Annotated in this window: 20 protein-coding genes and 2 pseudogenes; 3 read left to right on the forward strand and 19 right to left on the reverse strand. The window is 51.5% G+C overall.

The window, feature by feature from the left end:
• Window positions 1–46: 46 nt before the first annotated feature.
• The 8 genes from MUN34_RS08310 to MUN34_RS08345 all read right to left on the reverse strand — a co-directional run bounded on the left by MUN34_RS08310 (window position 47) and on the right by MUN34_RS08345 (window position 9,181).
• Entirely contained in the window at window positions 47–874 is an 828-nt protein-coding gene (locus MUN34_RS08310) for a sugar phosphate isomerase/epimerase family protein (protein WP_026828660.1), read from the reverse strand.
• Window positions 819–1,820 (reverse strand): DUF6005 family protein, encoded by a 1,002-nt coding sequence (locus MUN34_RS08315; RefSeq protein WP_081776645.1) that lies wholly within the window; start codon window positions 1,818–1,820, stop codon window positions 819–821. The genes MUN34_RS08310 and MUN34_RS08315 overlap by 56 nt, the downstream gene beginning before the upstream one ends.
• The gene (locus MUN34_RS08320; RefSeq protein ID WP_247857506.1) at window positions 1,820–2,074 is read right to left on the reverse strand and encodes a phosphopantetheine-binding protein; all 255 of its coding nucleotides are present in this window, start codon (window positions 2,072–2,074) and stop codon (window positions 1,820–1,822) included. The genes MUN34_RS08315 and MUN34_RS08320 overlap by 1 nt, the downstream gene beginning before the upstream one ends.
• Window positions 2,071–3,279, reverse strand: a complete 1,209-nt coding sequence (locus MUN34_RS08325) for an AMP-binding protein (protein WP_247857507.1) — start codon at window positions 3,277–3,279, stop codon at window positions 2,071–2,073. The genes MUN34_RS08320 and MUN34_RS08325 overlap by 4 nt, the downstream gene beginning before the upstream one ends.
• Window positions 3,266–4,912 (reverse strand): IucA/IucC family protein, encoded by a 1,647-nt coding sequence (locus tag MUN34_RS08330; protein ID WP_247857508.1) that lies wholly within the window; start codon window positions 4,910–4,912, stop codon window positions 3,266–3,268. The genes MUN34_RS08325 and MUN34_RS08330 overlap by 14 nt, the downstream gene beginning before the upstream one ends.
• Window positions 4,869–6,596 (reverse strand): IucA/IucC family protein, encoded by a 1,728-nt coding sequence (locus MUN34_RS08335; protein WP_247857509.1) that lies wholly within the window; start codon window positions 6,594–6,596, stop codon window positions 4,869–4,871. Before MUN34_RS08335 ends, MUN34_RS08330 begins: the two co-directional genes overlap by 44 nt.
• A gap of 94 nt (window positions 6,597–6,690) precedes the next feature.
• Window positions 6,691–7,608, reverse strand: coding sequence for an ABC transporter substrate-binding protein (locus MUN34_RS08340; RefSeq protein ID WP_247857510.1), 918 nt, complete (start codon window positions 7,606–7,608; stop codon window positions 6,691–6,693).
• 88 nt (window positions 7,609–7,696) lie between these two features.
• Window positions 7,697–9,181: a helix-turn-helix domain-containing protein gene (locus MUN34_RS08345; protein ID WP_247857511.1), complete on the reverse strand. Its 1,485-nt coding sequence runs from the start codon at window positions 9,179–9,181 to the stop codon at window positions 7,697–7,699.
• 104 nt (window positions 9,182–9,285) lie between these two features.
• Here MUN34_RS08345 and MUN34_RS08350 point away from each other — a divergent pair, with 104 nt between their 5' ends.
• Window positions 9,286–10,293 (forward strand): FecCD family ABC transporter permease, encoded by a 1,008-nt coding sequence (locus tag MUN34_RS08350; RefSeq protein ID WP_247857512.1) that lies wholly within the window; start codon window positions 9,286–9,288, stop codon window positions 10,291–10,293.
• Window positions 10,293–11,288, forward strand: a complete 996-nt coding sequence (locus MUN34_RS08355; protein WP_247857513.1) for a FecCD family ABC transporter permease — start codon at window positions 10,293–10,295, stop codon at window positions 11,286–11,288. Before MUN34_RS08350 ends, MUN34_RS08355 begins: the two co-directional genes overlap by 1 nt.
• A 42-nt stretch (window positions 11,289–11,330) precedes the next feature.
• On the opposite strand, the gene MUN34_RS08360 is transcribed toward MUN34_RS08355, so the two are convergent.
• Window positions 11,331–11,648, reverse strand: coding sequence for an antibiotic biosynthesis monooxygenase (locus MUN34_RS08360; RefSeq protein ID WP_247857672.1), 318 nt, complete (start codon window positions 11,646–11,648; stop codon window positions 11,331–11,333).
• Window positions 11,649–11,829: 181 nt separating this feature from the next.
• Window positions 11,830–13,170, reverse strand: a complete 1,341-nt coding sequence (gene brnQ / locus MUN34_RS08365) for a branched-chain amino acid transport system II carrier protein (protein WP_026828669.1) — start codon at window positions 13,168–13,170, stop codon at window positions 11,830–11,832.
• Between the two features lie 295 nt (window positions 13,171–13,465).
• On the opposite strand from brnQ, the gene MUN34_RS08370 reads away from it, so the two are divergent.
• On the forward strand, window positions 13,466–14,410 hold the full coding sequence (locus MUN34_RS08370; RefSeq protein ID WP_247857514.1) for a DUF2268 domain-containing putative Zn-dependent protease: 945 nt from the start codon (window positions 13,466–13,468) through the stop codon (window positions 14,408–14,410).
• A 96-nt stretch (window positions 14,411–14,506) separates the two neighbouring features.
• Here the strand turns inward: MUN34_RS08370 and MUN34_RS08375 are convergent, their stop codons facing one another.
• The 9 genes and pseudogenes from MUN34_RS08375 to MUN34_RS16020 form a co-directional block, all read right to left on the reverse strand.
• Window positions 14,507–15,325 carry a MetQ/NlpA family ABC transporter substrate-binding protein gene (locus MUN34_RS08375; RefSeq protein WP_247857515.1) on the reverse strand — a complete coding sequence of 273 codons (819 nt, stop codon included), beginning with the start codon at window positions 15,323–15,325 and terminating at the stop codon, window positions 14,507–14,509.
• Window positions 15,326–15,344: 19 nt separating this feature from the next.
• Complete coding sequence (locus MUN34_RS08380; RefSeq protein ID WP_247857516.1) at window positions 15,345–16,007, reverse strand: methionine ABC transporter permease; 663 nt, start codon at window positions 16,005–16,007, stop codon at window positions 15,345–15,347.
• Complete coding sequence (locus MUN34_RS08385; RefSeq protein WP_247857517.1) at window positions 16,000–16,746, reverse strand: methionine ABC transporter ATP-binding protein; 747 nt, start codon at window positions 16,744–16,746, stop codon at window positions 16,000–16,002. Before MUN34_RS08385 ends, MUN34_RS08380 begins: the two co-directional genes overlap by 8 nt.
• 178 nt (window positions 16,747–16,924) lie before the next feature.
• A complete protein-coding gene (locus tag MUN34_RS08390; protein WP_026828673.1) occupies window positions 16,925–18,115 on the reverse strand; it encodes an acetyl-CoA C-acetyltransferase in 1,191 nt (396 codons plus the stop codon).
• 13 nt (window positions 18,116–18,128) lie between these two features.
• Window positions 18,129–18,905, reverse strand: coding sequence for a 3-hydroxybutyrate dehydrogenase (locus tag MUN34_RS08395; protein ID WP_247857518.1), 777 nt, complete (start codon window positions 18,903–18,905; stop codon window positions 18,129–18,131).
• A 5-nt stretch (window positions 18,906–18,910) separates the two neighbouring features.
• Complete coding sequence (locus MUN34_RS08400) at window positions 18,911–19,573, reverse strand: 3-oxoacid CoA-transferase subunit B (protein ID WP_247857519.1); 663 nt, start codon at window positions 19,571–19,573, stop codon at window positions 18,911–18,913.
• A 12-nt stretch (window positions 19,574–19,585) separates the two neighbouring features.
• On the reverse strand, window positions 19,586–20,287 hold the full coding sequence (locus MUN34_RS08405; protein WP_247857520.1) for a CoA transferase subunit A: 702 nt from the start codon (window positions 20,285–20,287) through the stop codon (window positions 19,586–19,588).
• Window positions 20,288–20,319: 32 nt separating this feature from the next.
• Window positions 20,320–21,027 (reverse strand): annotated as a pseudogene (locus tag MUN34_RS16015) (GntP family permease); the annotation flags it as partial.
• Window positions 21,028–21,113: 86 nt separating this feature from the next.
• Window positions 21,114–21,759: pseudogene (locus MUN34_RS16020) on the reverse strand (GntP family permease); the annotation flags it as partial.
• Window positions 21,760–21,934: the final 175 nt, after the last annotated feature.

Here is a 21,934-nt window from a genome sequence, read left to right on the forward strand (position 1 = left end):
TGCTTTCCTTTTCGTCCGGTCCTCTAAACTCCTTGGGCCGTGAACATTAGGTGAATTGCAGGACCGGTCGTGCCAAACGTTGACGTACCAATCGTCCGTCTGTCGCCACCCGTTCATCCGGATTCTCTCCGAACCATTCGAGACTCGCCGTTTTCGTAGCCAGCATCGATTTGAGTTCTTCAAAAAATCTATCGTAATCAACGATTCCGTCAAATAACGGCACCATGCCGTCCCGCGAGCCGCTTGCCGCATAAACATTCGCCGGTTCAAAGACGTCGAATTGATCGGCTCGTGCAATCGTCTTCAAGTGAAGGTGTTCGATGACCGGTTCGAGCCGATGGTAGGCCGTGACCGGATCAGCACCGGATTCGACGACATGAAGGACATCGAAGTTCACGCGGCAGGCCGGATGATTGACCTCGTGCAATAACCGTTCAGTCGACTCGATCGTGTCCGCCGCCGTATTCGGATGGATTTCAAGCAACACCAACTGCTTCGCTTGATCCAAGACTTTACAAACGCCGCTCAATTGATAGACAAGTCGCGCCCGTTCCGCCTCCGTCAGTTGGTGACTCGCCTTGTGACCGGCAAAAATCCGGATCCGGCGGGTTCCGAGCCGCTGGGCGAGGCGAGATAAGGCTTTCGTTTGTTCGAGCAAGACGGACAACGGAGCGTCAAACGACAAGTAATGGCTGAGCATACTGACATGAATCCCGCTTCTTTGTAACAAGGCAAGACCTGCTTCCTGCAGATGCTTTGCATGGACACCCCAGACATCGATCGCCTCAAACTCGTTTGCTGCGGCAAACCTCACCAACTCATCGAATGACCGTAGATGATGCCGGTAGCTGATTGTACAAAGTGCGAGTTGCATCCGTTTCCCCTTCTTTCTGTTGAAATCGGCTGAACAAATCGACGAGCTGCCGTTTGATGTCATCTTCGAGCGTCGTTTGTGCGACGAGCCATTGTTGGATATCCTGTAAATCTGTCCGGTCGCGGGTCATGCTGTATTTGATTGCCCGGTGTTGAATGATCGTGTATTGATTGACCAATTGCTCGATTTTGTCACACCAGTCGTCAAAATCGGATGCCACTAAATCAATTCCCAAGCGTTCATAAAAATAGGCAAAGGCATGCTCATAAGCATATTTGCGGATGGCGATGACGGGTAGTTGCTTTAACGCCTCCGGCAACTTTTCCGGTCTCGACGCATGGTGCAATATGACCTGTTCGACCGCTTCCGTCAACGGATGGTGCCGCTTAAGCCCACTCATGAAATACGCGGAAACCGTTTCCGTGTCCGGCAGCTTGACCTGACTCCCGTCAAACCAAAAGCCACCGGCGACAGTCGGTTGATCGATCGCCTGAAGAATCCGTGTCCGATCAAATTCACCTTCATACCGGAAGTCCGGATCAAGCATCCGCCACCGGTCTTCATCATCCGTTGGTTCGAGCATCACGTAATGCGGAAAGACCTCGTGATGGAATTTATTCTCCCGCTCCGGTAACCGGGCGAGGTCGAGCATGACGATGACGGATTGTTCCGGTCGCTTGGTTTTCATGAACTGTTCCAGAGTCACAAGGTTCGCCGCTTTCGAGCTTGACGGATCGTACCAGGACTGAACGGTGATTCCATACAGCAAGCGGTACCAATCGAGCATCGCTTCATGACTGATATGCGCCGCATGGTGGGACAGGACAAACTCAGACGTCAACGCAAAGTCAGCGTCCCAGATTCCAAAGTAGTACGGACGATGGTCGGCGTCCGATCGTTTGATTACTTCACACACACAACTGACGAGACAGTGAACCTTAATCATCAGACGACCTCCTTTCGTGCCAACGATTGCAGCAACTGATCGACCGTCATCTGCGGCAGTTGAGCAAGTTGTTCATCAGCCAGGACATACCCGTGTTCAAGTTCCAGATGAACGAGCAATTGCAACAGCCGTATCGAATCCAGCTGCAAGTCGTCCCGAAGCAATTCTTGCCCCGTCAATTCTTGTCGCAAGTTGACATCAAGCTGTTCCTCGACAATCTGACAAAATGACTTGTAATCAAGGAGTGGATTCATGACGTCACCCCCAGACGAACGCGGCTGACTTTCCCGTTCGGCAGTTTTTCAATGGCCGGTACAAACGTCCAATCCGACGGACATTGATGGGGCGCAAGCTGTTCCCGACAATAGGTCCGCAATGCGGCTTCCTTCGCCGAGCTGACGACTTGGACACAGACGCGTTCACCTTGCAGACGGTCCGTCCGTTTGAAGACGACTGCCTCTTCGACATCATCGTGACGGAGCAACACATCCTCGACATCCGCCGGATAAACCGACAGTCCGGACACATTGATCATTTCGTCGAGACGGCTGAAGAACAGCAATTCGCCGGTACTCGTCTGCCCCATTAAATCTTTGGTTCCGATCCACCGGCCTCCTGCCTTCACCTTTAACTCAGCCGGCTCGTCGATGGTACCGGACTGGATTTGCAGATGTGGTAACGGATAACCAATTGCTTGTGCCGTTTTTGGAGCAGGATGTAAGGCGATGCAACCGATTTCCGAACAGCCGTACTGTTGTAACAGATGATCCGTTACGTTCTGGATGGCTTCAAACCAGACGGTCGGCAAGGTCATCCCGGAAATCATCACCGCAAATAGCCGTTGCTTAAATTGGCTGAGTAAATAAACGAGTCCCGGTCCGGCATACAAAATGGCGTTCGGATGTCCCTGACAGACGTGTAAAATATGCTTCGGTGACAGGTTTTCCAAGATAATCGGTGTCGCTCCGCGCTCGAGTGTCGCCAAGAGCCCACAAATCAATCCGAATGAATGCGACGTCGGGCAGGCAACGATGGTGCCGGTCGTCGCTGTTAATGGAAAACGTTGACCATAGGCTGCCAGTTCCTCGTCAATCGAGGCCCACGTCCGATGAATAACTTTCGCGTCGCCGGTCGTGCCGGAGCTAAACTGAATCAATCCTCCCGGTCGAACCGTTGACGCTGCCAAACGGATCGGCTGTTGAAAATCGGCATACACTAAATAATCACATCCCGCTTGTTCCGCCAGACGTCTTGCCCCGGCTTCCGGCAAATCCGGATGGAGCGGTACGACCGTCCCGTGCATCTGTTTCATATAGAGACAAAACGCGATCCATGCCGCTGTGTCCTTGACGCAGACGGCAACGACGGTCTGTACGGGATCCGTGAGCCAATTGAGTCGACAAACCGGATGATCGGTCAGCATCTGTTTCGTATAAAACGTGTCTTCAATGTATAACATGCGTTTCGCTTCCTTTCGGTGTTCGTATCTGAAGTAGATTGCGGACAATATGCCGGCACTGCGTCGTGTTGAATTTACGCGCGATAAGCGACTCCGTATAGATCGTCGGTGCATCGAGTTGTAACGTTTCTAGACGATCCGGCGGAAAATCCAGTCCGTTAAGTATTTCGGCGGTCCAGTCAAAAAAGATCGTCTCGTCGAGTTGATGTATTTCCTTCAGCTGATGCGACAACTCCGTCAGATGAAAAACAAACACCGTATCGACGACGAGCTCACGTAACGCCTCGACCTGGTCCATCTCGTAGTAAAGATTAGTCGTTGAGCGAAAGGCCGGATGCAGCGTGTCAAACATCGGAATCTTTTCCGGACGTTCGACAAACGAGCGGACAAATTCAACGCTGTCATGAAAATCCCGTAACATCAGCCGCGTCGGCCAACCGTCCTTCAAGACAAGCAAAGCATTTTGCGCATGCGCCTCCACTGCGATCCCTTCTTCGACGAGCAGCCGGAAAACCGGTTCCAGATAGACGGTCAAAAACTGTTTCAGCCAGCGCTCGCGTCCATATGTCTTGAACCACGGTTCAAGGAACAGTGTCTCGTCCCCTTCACGGAGGGCGAGTGCCGTCAACGGGATGACCGTTTCGTTTGGCAAAAGATCCGCCAGAACATTGTCCCGGTACAAACAGCCGATTCGTCCCGACAAGTCTCCGTCTGTCGTCTCGACGACTTGACTGGCGAATTCCCGGAGTATAGTCACCGGCAGTTCTTGCGTCCGGTCGACCAACCAGTCGGATAAAACAGGTGCCGCGACAATGTTCGGAACAGTGAATGTCCGTCGTGAGGACGTCTGCATCAAATCGAGCGGCAGCTTGATGTGCGGAACCGTCGGCGCATCCGGTTGGAAAACGGTCCGGATCGATTGAGTCGCTTGAAACAAGGCACCGGCTTCCCCGAGATCGATGCCGCCGGACGCGCGGACGTCCGCTTCGACGTGTTGCCATTGCCACGGGTGGACCGGCAGAACGTGATAACCGGTCGGATCGTCGACCGCAGCACTTAACTTTTCCTGCAACCGGAGATACGTCTCGTGCCCAAACGTCTGCTCCATCACCCCGTTCATGCGTTGTTGATGAACGATCGATACCGGAATGGCAACAAAGTGCAACCGGAAACGTTGTCCTGCTTCCGGTCCATAGCGCGAGTGGTCGTCACGCGAAAAGCCAATCCGGGACTTAAAACACGGATGGTACGGATGCCCTTCGACCAATGCTTGTTCCAGTTGTTCGTAATAGAAATGCGTCCGTGGCCCGGAATATGTCGGACACATGTCGGCAAACTGAACCGTCTGCCGCAGTTCCAACCGCAGCGGCTCCACGAGTTGAAAACAGTTCATGATGTGCTCAAGCGTCGGCGTTTGCACGTGATTTCCCCGCGTCAAGACGACCGTCTCGATGTCGAGCCAAACGCGGTCAAACGCTCCCCGTCTGCCGTCGACTGTCAGTTCATACGGCGGACGGACAAAACGAAACGTCGTCTTCCCCTGTCGCCGGTATTCGATGAACGGTTCGATCCGTTCAAACAGGATGGCTTCAAGAAGTTGTTTGCAGACACGTCGTTCGTTCGTCGTTCGCATGGCGGACCTCCCGGTGTAATGGATTGTCGATTTCGATGAAGATGACCCGCTCGCCGCTGACTTCGAGTTCATCGAGCGCATGGAGCCGTGTCAACAAGTTCGCTTTATACGGTAACGTCGGCCGTGAACGGATATATTCGAGCCAGTCCTTGCCGCGTCCCGATAAAATCTGACTTTTTTGATCGCACCACGTTCCGACCCACTCGAGCATCGTTGATTCCGCAAGCAAGCCGTCGCGGTCAAACCGATGAATCAGACCGGCCAAGTGATTCCAGATCATGTAATACGTCAACCGCTCCTTAATCGTCGTTTCGTCATAGAACAATTCCGACGCTTCTGCCAGTGAGGCTTCGAGATGGATTAGCTGGTTTTTGTTCGAACGGGCGAGATAGTACCCCTGATTATCGCGAAACTGGTAGCTGACAGGACGCCCTTGTTCAAACCGGATCAGACTGTTTTGCTGGTGCGCTTCGAGCGCAATCCCGTAGTGTTCATACAACTCGACTAAGGTCCCGAGTGTCAGTTCGATATACCTCTCGAACCAGTCCCGGGCCGCTTGAGGCAGCGATTGATCCGCTCGCTTCGACTTCAAGACGAGCGATGCCAAGACGGACGGTTCTTGATCGAGCGGTTCCTGAACGAGTGCCGCGACGTTGATCGCATCATCCTGGGCTTCGCGGTAGATGACCTCAAAGCCGGACTCATCTGCACCGGTCTGAACCGTTGCGTATCCCGGATCATGGATGATCGAAAAGCCGTCCGGAAACGAAATCTGTTCGGCGAGACGCCGCATGACAAGACCCGCAGTCAGTTCATGCCGTTTATTGACCCGGCGCGAATTGGTGACTTGGACCGGAATCGAAAACTTCAACATGTGCGACCGATCCGCTTGCAGGACCGTCCGGATCGAAGATGTCGCAAAGTACATCGGACCGAGTCGCCCGAGATGGCGGAGTTGGTTCGTCGCGAGCAACTGTTGCACAGACGGTTGCAACAAAAGATATTGTGCCTGCAAAGGATGAGCGGGTAACAGGCGTTCTGACGCTGACAGTGTAACCGCTGATCCGACTTGCTTCCGCATCTGTTCACTGATCCGTTGATCCGTCGCACTGGCTTCCGTCAGCAGGGACTCATCAACCGCAAAATAATCGAGTTGGAACCCGTTCCTGAATTCCGGTGCATACGCGACTTGCTCCCAGTCATGCATCCCGACCCGGCTTTTCGGCGTCGGGTGGAACCAATGTCCGAACCGGACCGTCTGCTCGTGTTCAAGAAACGTCTCAGGGCAAATCGGCTCGCTCAACTCATGCGCGATGACGTGACACATACCCCGGTGACTGTCGAGGACCCGGTACAATAAATCCGTTACGCAGGGAGCAAGCCGTTGCAGATGTTGGCAACAGGCAATGATGAAGGTCAATGGTGCTTCCTCCGTCCATCCGCAGCTCGTTTGCCGGTAAATCCGTCCGATTTCGTGACGCCCGATCCGTGAACGGCGTCGGATTTCAAGGACGTAGATGGTCCCGACGTCGATCCGGCAGGCCGTCTCACCGAACCAGATGTTCTCCTCGTCTGTTGGAATGAACCACTCGAGCATGTCGATTTCACGGAGGTAGCTGTTGCCGAATGCTTGGAGCGTTGCATGGGTTGCAATCTCTTCGGTTCGTTCTGTACGTGTCGTCATGACTGTCACACTCCTTCTGACAATTGATAATCATTCTCAATTTCAAAAAAGAGAAAAACGGGTTTCCCCGTTCTTTCTCCTGTTCTTCATCTGGTCATTTCAATAAGACGTCTTCAAGTTCTGTTAATCCTTTTTGGCGTTCGATTGGATCCCAAAAGCCCCACGTCGTCGACATTTGGTGGACTTGATCTTTTTTGACTGCTGTCAGCCCTTTCCAGACCTTCCCGTTCGTCACTTCATCGTAGTACGGTCCACTGTTGAAGTACGATAGATCAATGATGTGGTCGGGATTATATTTCGCCAGTCCTTCGATCGAAATGTTTTCCCCGAAGTCTTTTGGCAGACCTTTCGTCGGTGTCAGCCCGATATCATCAAACAACAGCGAGTTCGTCGCATGGTTCGTCAGACCGTAGACACGAATATCTTTTTTGTTGACTGAGACCGCCATGAAGGTCTCGTCCTTGACGTTTTCCTTGATCCGTTGACCGATGTCTTTTGCTTCTTTCGCCAAGTCATCGATGACTGCTTGTCCTTCTTCTTTCTTGTTGACTGCTTCCGCGACTTTCAGGTGATCCTCTTTCCAGTCACCACCCACCTCGACGGCGACCGTCGGGATCGTTTTCGACAGTTTGTCATACAGCGGTTTATACCGGTCACTGATGATCAACAAGTCCGGATCCAGTTTGACGATTTCTTCCGGATTGATTTCGTCCGCGTACGGCAACGCCTTCGTTCCTTCGAGTTCTTTCGTCAAGTGTGGTGGAAACTCATTATCGTACGCCATCACGGCATACGGTTTGACACCGACGGAGACGAGCGATCCTTCCCACGAGACGTGCGACAGGACAACCACTTTCTTCGGATCATTCGGAACTTCCGTTTTTCCAAAAATATGTTCAACGGTGTGGACGGCGGCTGCTTTTTTTGTCGGTTGTTCGCTTGCCTCACCTCCACAGGCGGCTAATACAACACACGTCGCGAGGACGGATGTGACACTGACGATTTTTTTCATGTAGTTCTTTTTCCCCTCTCACTCTCGTTCTTCATTAGTAATGATAATCATTATCACTAAAGAGCGACATGGACGAACCGATCAACTTTCATGGACAAATCAAGCGTGGTTCATTTTCGATGTACTCTAACAATTGCTTCAGCATATGGGTGCGTCCGAGTGGTCCCCAAGGATCCCAATCGACGCTGTCCGGATAATGGACTTGATGATGCTGGACCGCCTGCAAGGTCTGCCACGACTCTTCTTGCTGAATCCGCTCGACATCAACCGGTTGACTCCATAAGATCAGCAGGTTTTCGGGATCAACTCGTTGTAACGTCTCCAGCGTAACGATTTCATAAATGGCTTCCGGTAATCCCGGTGCCGGTGTCAGACCCAAATCATGAAATAAAAAACTGAGCATCGTATGTTGCTTCGTCCCGTATAACCGCACCTCGTCCGGTCGAATCCAGACGACAGCCCATGTTCCGGTCTTGTTCCACGCCAAACGTTCCTTGACCGTTTGTTCGAGCGCTGTAATCTGCGCGACGATCGGCTCGAGCCGGTCTTCCCGATTCGTCGCGACGGCAATCAGTCGGAGATATTCACTCCAGCAGGTTTGATGCGGCAGTTCAAGGACATGGTCCGCCGGCAACCAGCTGATATCCTGTCCCTTCTCTAAACTCGGTGTCTTGATAATCAAATCGAGTGCCGTCGTCTCGAACCATTCCCGTTGAAGCGGTTGATTGGCGTCGTACAACCGGGTTCCGTCCAGTCCGGTCAAAAACACGGGTAATCCGCTTGCTCCGTATTCCGTCGGATAACTCGGTGCGAGGATCGGTTGCAGACCAAGTGCCAACAGATGATCCTGCAACAAGAGGCGGCTGGCAATCCCGATCCGCGGTGTAATCCGTTGTAAAAAATGGGTCGGCGATAAACCGGTCCGTTTTTTGAAGAGGCGGCTGAAATAAAATTCGTCTTGCAATCCCACTTTTTGTGCGATTTGCGCCAACGTCATCTCGTATGAAGCGAGCATCCACTCCTTTGCCGTGCGAATCCGCAGTTGCGTCACATATTCTTTTGGTGTTGCGTGATACCGCTCTTTGAACAGCCGGTTAAATGTCGGTACCGACATTCCGAGATCAAGCGCCAGCTCATGGACGGACCTTTGCATCGACAAGTCCTTTAACCAAGCGGCAGTCACTTCCTCAAACACATGATTCTCCTGTTCGCGGCTCAATGTCTCAAGCAATTGATACAGGATTCGTAGTTGAGTCAACCCTTCCTGTTCCGAAGTCGGGCTGACATGGAGTTGCCGTAACCAGTCATGCAGGATGTCTGCATCTTGTCGGTACAGCGCGCAGCGGTGTCCCGTCAACGTCAGGTGATAGAACAAACAGGTCTCTTTCGCAGCCGGCAACACCTCGTCGATTTGTTCGACCCAGACGGCGTCGCCCGGGTATAACCGGTGCCGGTTGCTGTATAAAAATCCGCTCCCCGCAACGACGATGACCAGTCCCGGCTTGACGTCCCGCCGGTCGCCTTCAAGTAACCAATGCTTCTCGATTGGTAACGGTTTGATCTGTAACTCCATCCTGCCCACTCCTTAAAAAAACATTTGACAAAAAATTGGTCTTCGATGTACGTTTAATCGCGTTGATAATGAATCTGATTCTCAATTAAAAAGGAGAGACGTCTATGACTACATCCGTTCGACCACGCTCAATCCTGACGATTGTTGTTCTCACGGTTGGACTGCTCACGCTACTGAGTACACTGTCCTTGTTTTACGGTGCCGTGCCGATTTCCCGGGCGACCGTCCTCGCCTCGTTTCATGCCTTTGACGCCGGTAATCTGCAGCATCAACTCGTTCAAGAAGTCCGGCTTCCGCGTCTGATTTGCGCCGGGCTTGTCGGCATTGCTCTGGCGCTGTCGGGGACGATGATGCAAGGGTTGACCCGGAATGCGCTGGCTGACCCCTCTCTGCTTGGCATCACCCACGGCGCGGGACTCGGAGTCGCCTTGTCGCTGGCCTTTGTCTCGGAGCATTCATTTGTGACTTCACTTGTCTTTTCGTTTGGCGGCGCCGCACTTGGGACAGCCGTCATCCTGTTGATCACGGTGTTTGCCCGCGGACGCTTTTCACCGGTCACATTGACCGTAGCCGGTGCGGCACTGAGTGCTTTATTCAGCGCCCTGTCGACTGGTATCACTCTGTTTCACCAAGTCGCCCAAGATCTCAGTTTTTGGTATGCCGGCGGTTTGTCCGGGGCCAAATGGGCGCACGTATTCGTCTTGCTTCCGGTCGTTCTGCTTGGACTCCTCATTTCCTTACATATCGCCCGCAGCATGACCGTCCTCTCGCTCGGAGAAGATGTTGCGACCGGGCTCGGTTCCTCGTTGACGAAAGTCCGGCTGCTTGGATTTTGCAGCATCGTCCTGCTTGCCGGTGTTGCCGTGTCGGTCGCTGGCGTTATCGGCTTTGTCGGCTTGATCATTCCCCATATCAGCCGTTTTTTGGTCGGGACGAACTATTACTTGTTGCTGCCGGTCAGCGCTCTGTTCGGCATGACGTTATTGATCGCTTCCGATTTGCTGGCGCGCATGATCAATCCGCCGTTCGAAACACCGCTTGGAGCCGTCACCGCCTTGGTCGGGGTACCCTACTTCCTTTATCTCGCCCGCCGAAAGGAGTTGTCCGTCTGATGGATGTCTGGCATGCCGTAAAACAGGCGCGATTGACGCTGTTTTGTTTATGTAGTCTGCTCATTTTGACATTCGTGTACAGTCTGTCGACCGGGATTCTTCCCGTTTCGTTTGGTGCGATCGGCCGAACGTTGATCGGACAAGGGACGGAAGCGGAACGGCTGATTCTCATCGATCTCCGGCTACCGCGGATGTTGCTCGCCTTGTTGATTGGTGCCGGACTGGCTGTCTCCGGTACATTACTTCAAGGGATGTCACGCAATGCGCTAGCTGATCCCGGCATTCTCGGAATCAATGCCGGTGCCGGACTATTCGTCGTCTTGACGCTGTTTTTCTTTCGATCAGCTACACATCAACTTCCGGTTCTGCCGTTCGTCGCTTTTTTCGGTGCGACGCTTGTCGCCTGGACGATTTACCGGTTGGCGGGAAAAGCGGTCCAACCGGGACGTCTGTTGTTGGTTGGCGTCGGAATTAACGCCCTGTGTGGCGCCCTCTTGATCATTTTTCAATTGAAGATGGATCCGCGCGATTTTCAGCAGGCGACGGTCTGGTTGACCGGAAGCATCTGGCAGGCGGATTGGTCATCCGTCTTGACGCTTGCACCCTGGATCATTTGCCTGGTACCGCTCGCCTTTTTACACAGCCGGTCGTTGAATCTGTTGCAACTGAGCGGCTCGCTCCCGCAGACGTTAGGACTCCAAGTCGAGCGGACACGGAAACGGATCTTGTTGATCGCTGCCGCACTTGCCGGTTCCTGTGTCGCTGCCGGCGGCGGAATTTCCTTTATCGGATTGCTCGCTCCGCACATCGCCCGGCGTCTCGTCGGACCGAACCATTACAGTCTGATTCTGGTCGCCGCCCTGCTCGGCAGTCTGCTCGTGTTGCTCGCCGACTTGATCGGGAAAAATCTGCTTGCTCCGGCCGACATTCCGGTCGGGATTGTCATCGCAATTCTTGGAGCACCTTATTTCATCGTGTTATTGTTCCGAAAATGAAGGCAGACCGATTCGCCGCAAGTGGACGGATCGGTCTTTTTCTCAACGCTTGCCTTTTTGACCCAGCACCTCGTAATACTGCTGGTCACTTCCTAAAATAAATGAAGGTGCCGGTTGACCACGACGCGCGCGGTGACCTGCAAGATGAACGTCACTCGTCTCCCACGCTTTCCAGTCCAGTTCCGATTCCCAGCGAATCAAGACGATGACCTCTTCCTCGCCCCGCGTTCGCTTTTTTTGCAGGATACTGAGGTCGATGAAGCCGGGTTGTTGTTCGATGATGCCTTCGCCTGCGAACCGTTCAATCATTGAATCGGCATGACCGGTTTCCACCCGGATTGTTTTAAGTTGAATAAACAGAAAAACCACCCCTTTTTAATTGATAATGAATCTCATTTGCAATAATACTATATCATCGACCCTCATCCTTTTGTCAATACCATTCCAATTCGTTTCCATCGATGATGATTTGGCAGACACCAAAAAAGCCGCTTCGATTCGAAATCGAAACAGCTTAAAATCTATAAACTATATATGCTGCTCAAGCAACACGTGATTCTTCCGAGCGGTACGCTTTTTTCCGACCGAACAATCCGCCGAGGACGGCCCCGATGATCGCCGGAACGACCCAACCGAGTCCGACGGAGAAAAACGGCAGAACGTTTTCGAAAACGCGCAAGACCGGTCCGACCGGTGCTTCTGCCACCTTCAGCCCGTCAAACAGACTGACAGCAAACGTCATCCACATGGCGCCTTGATAAACGGCCGGTTTTCCTTTAAAGACGGAATGCAAGAACGTCAGGAAAATCAGACAGATTGCCAATGGATAAAGCGTCAGCAGGACCGGTTTCGAAATCGCAATCAACTGTGTCAGTCCGATATTGGCGACAAGGGCACTGAAAATCGACAGTCCTATCGTCCACTTGACGTATGAGATCCGCGGCAACAACAGTGAGAAGAACGAGGCACAGGCGGTGATCAGACCGACACTCGTCGTCAGACACGCAACCGTGATCATCAAACCGAGCAAGATCGAACCGTACGAACCGAAATAATAATCGGAGACGGCAGACAAGATTTCCGCTCCATTTTTCAGCGGACCGATTTTAGCGACACTGGAAGCGCCCATGAAGGCAAGGGCCGAATATGTGACGGCAAGTAAACTCGCTGCAATCAAAGCTGCTTTTGAACAAATGATGAGCAACTGCTTTTTCGATGTGACGCCTTTTTCCTTAATCGCCGAAATGATGATAATACCGAAGACAAACGCGCCGAGCGCATCAAGCGTCAAATATCCTTCCTGGAACCCGTTAAAAAAGGCATTGTGCTGATACGTCGTCAAAGGATTCTGAAAACTCCCGATTGGCTTGATGACGGCGACGAGAATCAACAGCCCGATGAATGTAATCTTGATCGGTGTCAGGATTTTCCCGACGACATCGACGATTTTTGTCGGATTCAGCGACAACAGACACGCCACCGTATAAAAAAGAATCGAAAAAATCAGCAATGGTGTCGACGATGCAGATTCCCCGAAAAATGGTTTGATTCCGATTTCATAAGAAACGGTTCCGGCACGCGGAATCGCAAAGAACGGACCAATTGCCAAGTACAGGATAATCGCAAAGACAAGACCAAAAATCGGATGGACCCGCGACGCCATCGCCCGTAAGTCCGGTTCACCGGAATAGGCAAACGCTAGGATGGCAAGTAACGGTAAGCCGACGCCTGTGACCAGGAATCCGGCATTGGCAATCCAGACATTCTCGCCTGCCATTTGTCCGAGCATCGGTGGAAAAATCAAATTACCGGCCCCGAAAAACAAGGCAAACAGCATCATACCGATAACGACGATAAAAGATGTTGGAACTGTTTTAGACATAAGAAACCCCCACGATTAAATTACGACCTGATTGTTTTTAGAACAATCAACCAGGTACTTCGTTCGAAAGGATAACATAGGTTTGTGACCTCGTGCTAGGAGTTTATCCGGTGAATATTCTGAAAATTTAGCTGAAAACGTTCTCCTGTCCTTTGATACCGAAATACCACCATAGTGGTCTGCTCTTTTGTAATCGGTAACATAAGTTCATCTGACTGGGACGAACTAATGAAACTTTCCCTAATTAATTCACGTATGGATAATTATGGTTTTTTAAGACAAAGGAGGAATTTAGATGAAACGATTTTTACTCGCCGCCACCTTGACCGGTCTGCTTGCCGGCTGTTCCGATGCGCCGGAAGCCGAAAAAGCCGAACCACAGAAATTGACGTTCAAACAAGATGAGCAGACGATTCAAATCATTCCGCTTTACGATGCATATCAGTCATATGTCGATGCAACGCTAAAAGAGCCGACCGAGAACGGTGCCCTGTTTGAAAAACACGTTTTAAAAGCGAAAGATAGTTGGATCGAGAAGGAAAAACTGACACCTACCTATCAGGACAGACGCATTTTAGAAATTCCTACCGACAATGCAGAAGAACTGAACAAAACGATTGCCTATTTAAAAAAACACCAAGATTCCATTCATCAACAGATTAAAAAAAGCCTTCAGACCTCAATCAAAGCACTGCCAAGAACAGATAAGCTGACGGTCTTCGTCGCGCCTTATAATGTCCATAATGCAGCTGATATTCAACGTCACGGCGGTGCTTCCGGTTTTGCCTCCGGGACAAACATGTTCACCCTCTACTTAGCAAAAGATTTTTCAAGAGATACACTGGCGAATACCGTCGCCCACGAATATCATCATACCGTTGCTTTTGAAAGCAACACGCATGACTCGGTGTTCAACAGTATCCTCTTGGAAGGTGAAGCGGACATGTTTGCTGCGCAGGTCTATCCAAAAGGTAAGTCGGAAGCGACCGAACCGTTGCTCGACCATACATTAGAAAATCTGTTGACACATATCAACAACTTCAACGTGAACGCGTACGATTTACGATACGGAAACTACGACAAGCAAATTCCTGCGCTTGCCCAGTATTCGCTTGGCTATATGATCATGACGGACTTCATTCAGAAAAATCCTGATGTTCCCGTTGCCAAGTGGACCAAGATGCCGACAACTGATATTTTGGAGAAAACCGGCTATGCGAAGAAGTTGACAATCCGTTAGGCAAAATTCCGATAAACTGATGCCAAAAAAACCACGGATCGCGTGTCTTTGAAACAGACATACGAACCGTGGTTTTTGACTTTTTTATCCGAACACTTATTTAAAGGCAGGAATCGCCGTTTCATCATAATTGTCTTCGAGGAACTTTTTGACTTTCGGACTTGTCATTGCTTTCGCAAGCTTTTGAATCGCTTCCGAATCCTGATTGTCCTTCCGGGCAACAAGCGTGATCGCAAAGTCATTTTCGACGCCTTCCGTGACAAGGGCATCTTTCTTCGGCGTCAGTCCGAGTGGTGAAGCATAAGCCGGCGTCATGATAACTGCATCCGCATCATCATAAAGACGGGCGAGCATCAGCAAATCGACTTCCTTGAACTTAAAGTTACGTTTGTTTTCCGTGATGTCTTTCATCGTGTAGTACGGACCGGTTTTCTTTTTCAACTTGATCGCATCATGCTGTGCAAGCAGAGCAAGCGACCGGTCGATGTTCGAAACGTCATTTGCGACGGCAATGACAGCACCTTTCGGCAATTGGTCCATCTTTTTATAGTCTTTTGAGTAGAGACCGTAGTTCGCAAAGTAAATCGGTTTGATCGGTACAAGATTGGCTTTATTGTTGCGGTTGAACTCTTCCATGTACGGAACGTGCTGGAAGAAGTTCGCATCGACTTCTTTTGCTGCGAGGGCACTGTTCGGTTGCACGTTGTCACTAAGGACGACGACTTCCAGATTAATGCCTTCTTTTTTGAGTTCCGGTTTGACGAGATCAAGAATTTCCGTCATCGGTTTGATCAGTGACGCGACTTTTAACGTCTCTGTTTTTGACGCCGACTCTTGTTCGTCCTTTTTATCGGCGTTGCCGCATCCGGCTAAGGCCAACACAAAAACGCTGAGTAATACCATGATTTTTTTCATTTTGAATTCCTACTTTCAGTTAACGTTTATCGAGCAAGCGTGCTATGGTCGTCCCGGCAAACTGAATCAGTTGGACCAGGATGACCATAATCAAAATCATATAGAGCATTAATTCCGTCTGAAACTGTTGGTAGCCGTACCGGACGGCAAAGTCGCCGATCCCCCCGCCTCCGACAACCCCCATGATCGTCGAATAGGAAATGAAGCTGACGATCGATGTCGTCAGACCAAGGACAAGACCGGACCGGGCTTCAACGAATAAAAACTTCAGGACGACTTCACGCGTCGAGGCTCCCATCGAGACGGCCGCCTCGATGACACCTTTCGGCACTTCAAGCAACGATTGTTCGACGAGCCGTGAATAATGGGCAATGGCAATGACCGCCAGTGGAACCGTCGCTGCTGCCGTTCCGATTGCCGTCCCGATAATGAGCCGCGTAAACGGAATCAAAAAGACGACAAGCAATAAAAACGGAAACGAACGGATCGTGTTGACAAGTAAATTCAAACTTGAAAAGACGAACCGGTTCGACAGCAACTGCTCTTTACGTGACAGATAGAGCCAGGTTCCGAGCGGCAAACCGACGAGAACTGCCGCGAGAATCGAGATTCCGACCATCACGAACGTTTGTCCGATCGCCAGTCTGATTTCCGCTGCATATTCAAGCACGATGTCAGGCATCTGAATCCCTCCGCTCTGTCAATTGAGTCAGGAACCAGCTGGCATCACTCGTAATTTCCGTGATTCCTGCCGGCTCGGTCGTCATCGTCGTTTCAATCTGTCCGTCTGCCATGACCGTAACCCGGTTGCAAACGCTTTGGATTACCTGCATCTCATGACTGACGAGGACAATCGTCACGCCGAGTGTCTGATTGATGTCCTGCAACACGCGCAGGATTTCCGACGTCGTACTCGGATCAAGCGACGACGTCGGCTCGTCACACAGCAAAACACGCGGGCGGTTGGCGAGTGCGCGGGCAATCGCCACACGCTGCTTCTGTCCTCCACTCAGTTCGGACGGATACTTCCGGGCAAAGGACTCCAGTCCGACGAACCGGAGGCACTCCTGAATCCGGTCCGCCCGCTCGCGCTTTTTGACACGGGCGAGTTCAAGTGAAACACCAATGTTTTGTTCAACCGTCTTGTTTCCGACCAGATTAAAGTCCTGAAAAATCATCCCGATATTTTGCCGGGTCTGCCGCAGTTGTCGATTCGACAGGTTTGTTAAATCCATACCGTCAAATTCGACCTGCCCGGTATCCGGCCGTTCGAGCAGGTTCATCAGCCGGAGTAAGGTCGATTTCCCGGCACCGCTCGCGCCGATGATGCCATGAATCTCGCCCTGTTCAATCGAGAGGGCGACGGACTGGATGACCGGTTGTCCGGAAAAAGCTTTACTGACATTTTGTAATGAAATCATCTGACACCCTCCCTTACAACGTGTTTCATTTTACCGTAAGCTGTCTGTTTTTGTCATGCTGTTTGCTTTTTTTCTTTCCCGCGTCACTCCTCTAATCAAGTAAATCATTCAGAAAATAAAACAGAAAAACCCTGAACATAAAGTCCAGGGTCGTATTTCCAGCATTCAATAGCTTTGATTATCCTTCATACTTCTTGACGATCGTCGCAATCCCTTGGCCGCCGCCGATACAGAGTGTCGCAAGACCATGACTTTCACCGGTCCGTAACATCTCGTGAATCAACGTCACCATGATTCGTGTTCCGCTGGCGCCAATCGGGTGACCAAGCGCAATCGCCCCGCCGTTCCGGTTCAACTTCGCCGGATCAAACTTGAGTTCTGCGTCGACTGCAAGTGATTGGGCAGCAAACGCTTCGTTCGCCTCGATGACGTCGATGGCGTCAAGTTCTAGACCGGCTTTTTGTAACGCCTGTCCGACGGCCTTGACGGGACCGATTCCCATGATGCTCGGGTCAACACCTGACGTTCCGTTGGCGACGATCTCGACGAGTGGGGTCAGTCCAAGTTCTTTCGCTTTACGGGCCGACATGACGACGACTGCTGCCGCCCCGTCATTGATACCCGATGCATTTCCCGCTGTCACTGTACCGCCTTTCTTGAAAGCCGGACGCAGGCGGGCAAGTGAGTCCGCTGTCGTTCCGGCACGCGGGAACTCGTCTTCGGCGAATACGACCGGATCGCCTTTGCGTTGCGGAATCTCGACCGGCGTAATTTCAGCTTGAAAACGATTTGCTTCAATCGCTTGACCGGCTTTTTGTTGACTCGCCGCTGCAAACTGGTCTTGCGCCTCCCGGGAAATCGTATATTGCTCAGCTAAGTTTTCCGCCGTGATTCCCATATGGTAGTCGTTAAAGGCACACTCGAGTCCGTCTTTGATGATCGTATCGACAAGCGGCTGGTCTCCCATCCGTAAGCCGGTCCGGGCACCGCTTAACAAGTACGGGGCCTGACTCATGTTTTCCATCCCGCCGGCGACGATGATATCAGCTTCGCCGGATTTGATTGCTTGGAAAGCGAGATGAATCGCCTTCAGCCCGGAACCACAGACTTTATTGATCGTCATGGCCGGAACCGTTTCCGGCAGACCGGCGAGGAAACTCGCCTGACGGGCCGGATTTTGTCCGAGTCCCGCCTGAAGAACGTTGCCCATGATGACTTCCTCAACGAGCTCTGGTGCGACATTCGCTTGTGCGAGCGCCGCTTCGATGACCGTTGCTCCGAGTTTCGTTGCCGGGACATCCTTTAAACTGCCGTTAAAACTGCCGATTGCCGTTCGTGTCGCACTGACGATGACGACTTGCTCGCTCATCCTGATTTCCCCCTTATTGAATCGTATAACCGCCGTCCAGGACGTTCGCCTGACCGGTAATGCCTTTTGCTTTGCGACTGGCGAGGAATAACGCATAATCGGCGATTTCCTCGACGGCAAGCAATCGTTTTTGCGGAACGAGCGGATAGATGACGTCTTCGAGGACTTTTTCCAGTTCGACCTGACGTGTTTTCGCGAGATCCGCCATCTGATTGCGGACGAGCGGCGTATCGACGTATCCTGGACATAAGGCATTGACCGTGATCCCGTGTTCCGCCCCTTCCAGTGCCGCGACTTTTGTCAGACCAAGCAGACCGTGTTTTGCGGAGTTATAAGCCGCTTTCCCGGCAAAGCCGATCAACCCGTTGATTGATGCCATGTTAATGATCCGGCCGTACCCTTGCTCCTTCATGAGCGGGAAAGCATGTTTGATCGCAATGAACGGTGCCGTCAGCATGATTTTAATCATCAGTTCGAACTTCTCCGTCGGGAAGTCTTCAATCGGCGAGACGTGCTGCAGACCGGCATTGTTGATTAAGACATCAAGTCGGCCGTAATGCTCAATCGTTTCCGCAAAAACCGACTGGACCTGTGCTTCATCGGTGACGTTCAGCGTCAGTCCGATGACATCATGTCCTGCTTCCTGTAACGACTTCGCTGCTGTTTCGGCTGCTTCCGTATTGACGTCCGTAATGACGACCTTTGCTCCTGCTTCGGCGAAGGCTTTTGAAATTTCAAGACCGATTCCGCTTCCTGCTCCCGTCACGAGGACGATATCTCCGTTGACCATCTGACTCATTCCCCTATGCTGATGCGTTCAAGTTTCGGACTGACGGTAAAGTCTGCTTCCGTCACGTTACGGATGTCTTCGACGGTCAATCCGTCTAACGTCTCGATCAAGACCATTCCGGATTCCGTGAAATCAAAGACGGCTTTATCCGTAATCAACCGGTTGACGACTTGACTGCCGGTCAACGGTAACGTACAACGTGTCTTGACCTTCGACTCGCCGTACTTATTGACATGCTCCATGATGATGACGACCCGTTTCGCCCCATTGACGAGATCCATCGCCCCGCCCATTCCTTTGACCATCTTGCCAGGAATCATCCAGTTCGCGAGGTCCCCGTTCTCGGCGACTTCCATCCCGCCAAGAATTGCGAGATCGATGTGACCGCCGCGAATCATCGCAAACGATTCGGCACTGTCGAAATACGACGCGCCTTTTTGTGCCGTGACGGTCTCTTTGCCGGCATTGATTTCGTCAGCGTCGACTTCGTGTTCGAGCGGATACGGTCCGATGCCGAGCAATCCGTTTTCCGATTGCAGCATGACATGCATATCATCCGGAATCGCATTGGCGATCAGTGTCGGAATCCCGATTCCGAGATTGACGTACATGCCATCTTCGATTTCCTGCAGCGCACGGTTGATGATGATTTCTCTAGACGTTGCCATAATATCTCCCCCTTATGCTTCCCGGACTGTCCGGCGTTCGATGCGTTTCTCGTAGTCCGTCCCGACGATGATTCGCTGGACGTAAACCGCTGGTGTATGAATCTCGTTTGGATCAAGTTCTCCGACTTCAACCAGTTCCTCGACTTCGACAATCGTCACTTTACCGGCTGTCGCGACAAGCGGATTGAAGTTCCGTGATGTCTTCCGGAAGACGAGATTACCGAGCTTGTCCGCTTTCCAGGCTTTAACGAGCGCAAAATCGCCGACAATTCCTTCTTCCAGCAAATAGGTTTTCCCGTCAAATTGTTTTTGTTCCTTGCCTTCCGCTATCGGTGTCCCGACACCGGTCGGCGTGTAAAAACCGGGAATACCCGCTCCGCCGGCCCGGATTCGTTCCGCCAGTGTCCCCTGTGGTACGAGATCGACCTCAATCTCGCCGCTCAAGTACTGCTGCTCAAACGTCTTGTTTTCCCCGACATAGGACGAGACCATCTTTTTGATTTGACGTGATTGCAATAAGATACCGAGTCCAAAGTCATCAACACCGCAGTTGTTGCTGACGACCGTCAAGTCCTTGACCCCTTTTTCCTGCAAGGCCGCAATCGATTTTTCCGGAATTCCGCACAGGCCGAACCCGCCGACGACGAGTGTCGCCCCGTCAAAAATATCTGCTGTCGCTTCCGTGAATGAATCATAGATTTTCCCCTGTTGCATCGTTCGTTTCCCCCTTTTTTAAAGCCAACCGTTTAATAAAGACCTGTCAGATTGTACAGTCCGATCATCAGGAAGACTGTGACCGTTTTCAGAATCGTAATCATGAAGATATCACGGTACGACTGACGGTGCGTCAAGCCGGTAACGGCAAGCAACGTGATGACAGCTCCGTTATGCGGTAACGTATCCATACCGCCGGACGCCATCGAGATGACACGGTGCATGACTTCCGGCGGGACACCGCCTGACGTGATCGCTTGTGTATATTTATCGGACATCGCACTTAGTGCGATTCCCATTCCGCCTGACGCAGAACCGGTCACACCGGCAAGAGCCGTCGTCGTGACCGCACCATTGACGAGCGGATCGGTGAACGTCGTCGAAATCCCGTTTGATACCGTCTTGAATCCCGGTAAAGCGGCGATGACGCCGCCGAAGCCGTACTCGGCCCCTGTATTCATGACGGCAAGCAAGGCACCACCGATACTGAGGTTCAGTCCGGCCTGGAAGTTTGTCCGGACTTTTTTAAAGTCATACAGCATTGCCGAGATGATGCCGATGATCAAGGCCATTTGGACGGACCAGATAGCAAGGACGGCAGGCGTCTCGATTTTCCCGAATGCTTCGAGACCAATCGCTGCGAAATCAAAGCCTTCCGGATACCAGTTCGGAATCGCGAGCGTGAAGTATTTATTCATGACGGCGACTAAAATCAATGGAACAAAGGCCAACACTTGGCGGTAGACAGGTTGTTGCGCTGTCTCAAGCGTCATTTCCGGCTCGTTTTTCAGTTCCATCTGCGGAGCACTGCTGGCTGCCGTCGCTTCAAATCCAGCATAGCCTTCTCCTGCTTGATGGGCTTTACGTTTACGTGATTCGAGATAGAACATCCCGACGGTCAAGATGATCAAGCCGCCGACCGATCCCATTATTGGTGCTGCGTAAATGTCTGTTTTAAAGAACGTCGTCGGAATGACGTTTTGGATTTGCGGTGTTCCCGGCAAAGCGTCCATCGTAAACGTAAACGCACCAAGGGCAATCGTTCCCGGAATCAGGCGTTTCGGAATATTCGCTTCGCGGAACAGGTTAGCTGCGAACGGATAGACGGCAAAGACGACGACGAACAGGCTGACGCCGCTGTACGTCAAGATTGCTCCGAGCAGAACGATAGCGAGAATCGCCCGTTTCGCTCCAATCATCCGAATGATCGACTTCGCAATCGATTCGGCGATCCCTGACATCTCGACGACTTTCCCGAAAATCGCTCCAAGCAGGAAGACCGGGAAGTAGGCTTTGATGAAGCCGACCATTTTTTCCATAAATATGTTCGAGAAGAATGGTAAGACCCAATCTGGATTCGTCAACAAGACGGCGAACAAGGCACAGATGGGAGCAAACAAGATGACTGAAAAGCCACGGTAAGCGACGAACATTAATAAAGATAAGGCAAGAAGAATGATAATCAGTTCCATGGTGGATCTCCTTTTTTTTTTAGTAAGCGCTTTCAATTGCTTCTTCATCATTTAACAATTGAATCCACGAATGGTCAATCAAAAACCGCAAACCTATAAGTACAGCTTATAGGTTCTATAACTTCACATTATAGACACATTTTCTTTTTTGATGTCTTTTTCGGAAATCTTTTAG

The sequence above is a fragment of the Exiguobacterium sp. 17-1 genome (assembly GCF_023096305.1).
In the GTDB taxonomy this organism is placed as follows: domain Bacteria; phylum Bacillota; class Bacilli; order Exiguobacteriales; family Exiguobacteriaceae; genus Exiguobacterium_A; species Exiguobacterium_A sibiricum_A.

What these genes read in the sequence shown, in the direction of transcription:
- MUN34_RS08390 (WP_026828673.1), bottom strand. Translation starts at nt 18,115, where the DNA reads ATGAGCGAGCAAGTCGTCATCGTCAGTGCGACACGAACGGCAATCGGC.
- MUN34_RS08315 (WP_081776645.1), bottom strand. Translation starts at nt 1,820, where the DNA reads ATGATTAAGGTTCACTGTCTCGTCAGTTGTGTGTGTGAAGTAATCAAA.
- MUN34_RS08350 (WP_247857512.1), top strand. Translation starts at nt 9,286, where the DNA reads ATGACTACATCCGTTCGACCACGCTCAATCCTGACGATTGTTGTTCTC.
- MUN34_RS08345 (WP_247857511.1), bottom strand. Translation starts at nt 9,181, where the DNA reads ATGGAGTTACAGATCAAACCGTTACCAATCGAGAAGCATTGGTTACTT.
- MUN34_RS08405 (WP_247857520.1), bottom strand. Translation starts at nt 20,287, where the DNA reads ATGCAACAGGGGAAAATCTATGATTCATTCACGGAAGCGACAGCAGAT.
- MUN34_RS08395 (WP_247857518.1), bottom strand. Translation starts at nt 18,905, where the DNA reads ATGGTCAACGGAGATATCGTCCTCGTGACGGGAGCAGGAAGCGGAATC.
- MUN34_RS08355 (WP_247857513.1), top strand. Translation starts at nt 10,293, where the DNA reads ATGGATGTCTGGCATGCCGTAAAACAGGCGCGATTGACGCTGTTTTGT.
- MUN34_RS08385 (WP_247857517.1), bottom strand. Translation starts at nt 16,746, where the DNA reads ATGATTTCATTACAAAATGTCAGTAAAGCTTTTTCCGGACAACCGGTC.
- MUN34_RS08320 (WP_247857506.1), bottom strand. Translation starts at nt 2,074, where the DNA reads ATGAATCCACTCCTTGATTACAAGTCATTTTGTCAGATTGTCGAGGAA.
- brnQ (WP_026828669.1), bottom strand. Translation starts at nt 13,170, where the DNA reads ATGTCTAAAACAGTTCCAACATCTTTTATCGTCGTTATCGGTATGATG.
- MUN34_RS08375 (WP_247857515.1), bottom strand. Translation starts at nt 15,325, where the DNA reads ATGAAAAAAATCATGGTATTACTCAGCGTTTTTGTGTTGGCCTTAGCC.
- MUN34_RS08310 (WP_026828660.1), bottom strand. Translation starts at nt 874, where the DNA reads ATGCAACTCGCACTTTGTACAATCAGCTACCGGCATCATCTACGGTCA.
- MUN34_RS08370 (WP_247857514.1), top strand. Translation starts at nt 13,466, where the DNA reads ATGAAACGATTTTTACTCGCCGCCACCTTGACCGGTCTGCTTGCCGGC.
- MUN34_RS08400 (WP_247857519.1), bottom strand. Translation starts at nt 19,573, where the DNA reads ATGGCAACGTCTAGAGAAATCATCATCAACCGTGCGCTGCAGGAAATC.
- MUN34_RS08335 (WP_247857509.1), bottom strand. Translation starts at nt 6,596, where the DNA reads ATGACGACACGTACAGAACGAACCGAAGAGATTGCAACCCATGCAACG.
- MUN34_RS08330 (WP_247857508.1), bottom strand. Translation starts at nt 4,912, where the DNA reads ATGCGAACGACGAACGAACGACGTGTCTGCAAACAACTTCTTGAAGCC.
- MUN34_RS08380 (WP_247857516.1), bottom strand. Translation starts at nt 16,007, where the DNA reads ATGCCTGACATCGTGCTTGAATATGCAGCGGAAATCAGACTGGCGATC.
- MUN34_RS08325 (WP_247857507.1), bottom strand. Translation starts at nt 3,279, where the DNA reads ATGTTATACATTGAAGACACGTTTTATACGAAACAGATGCTGACCGAT.
- MUN34_RS08340 (WP_247857510.1), bottom strand. Translation starts at nt 7,608, where the DNA reads ATGAAAAAAATCGTCAGTGTCACATCCGTCCTCGCGACGTGTGTTGTA.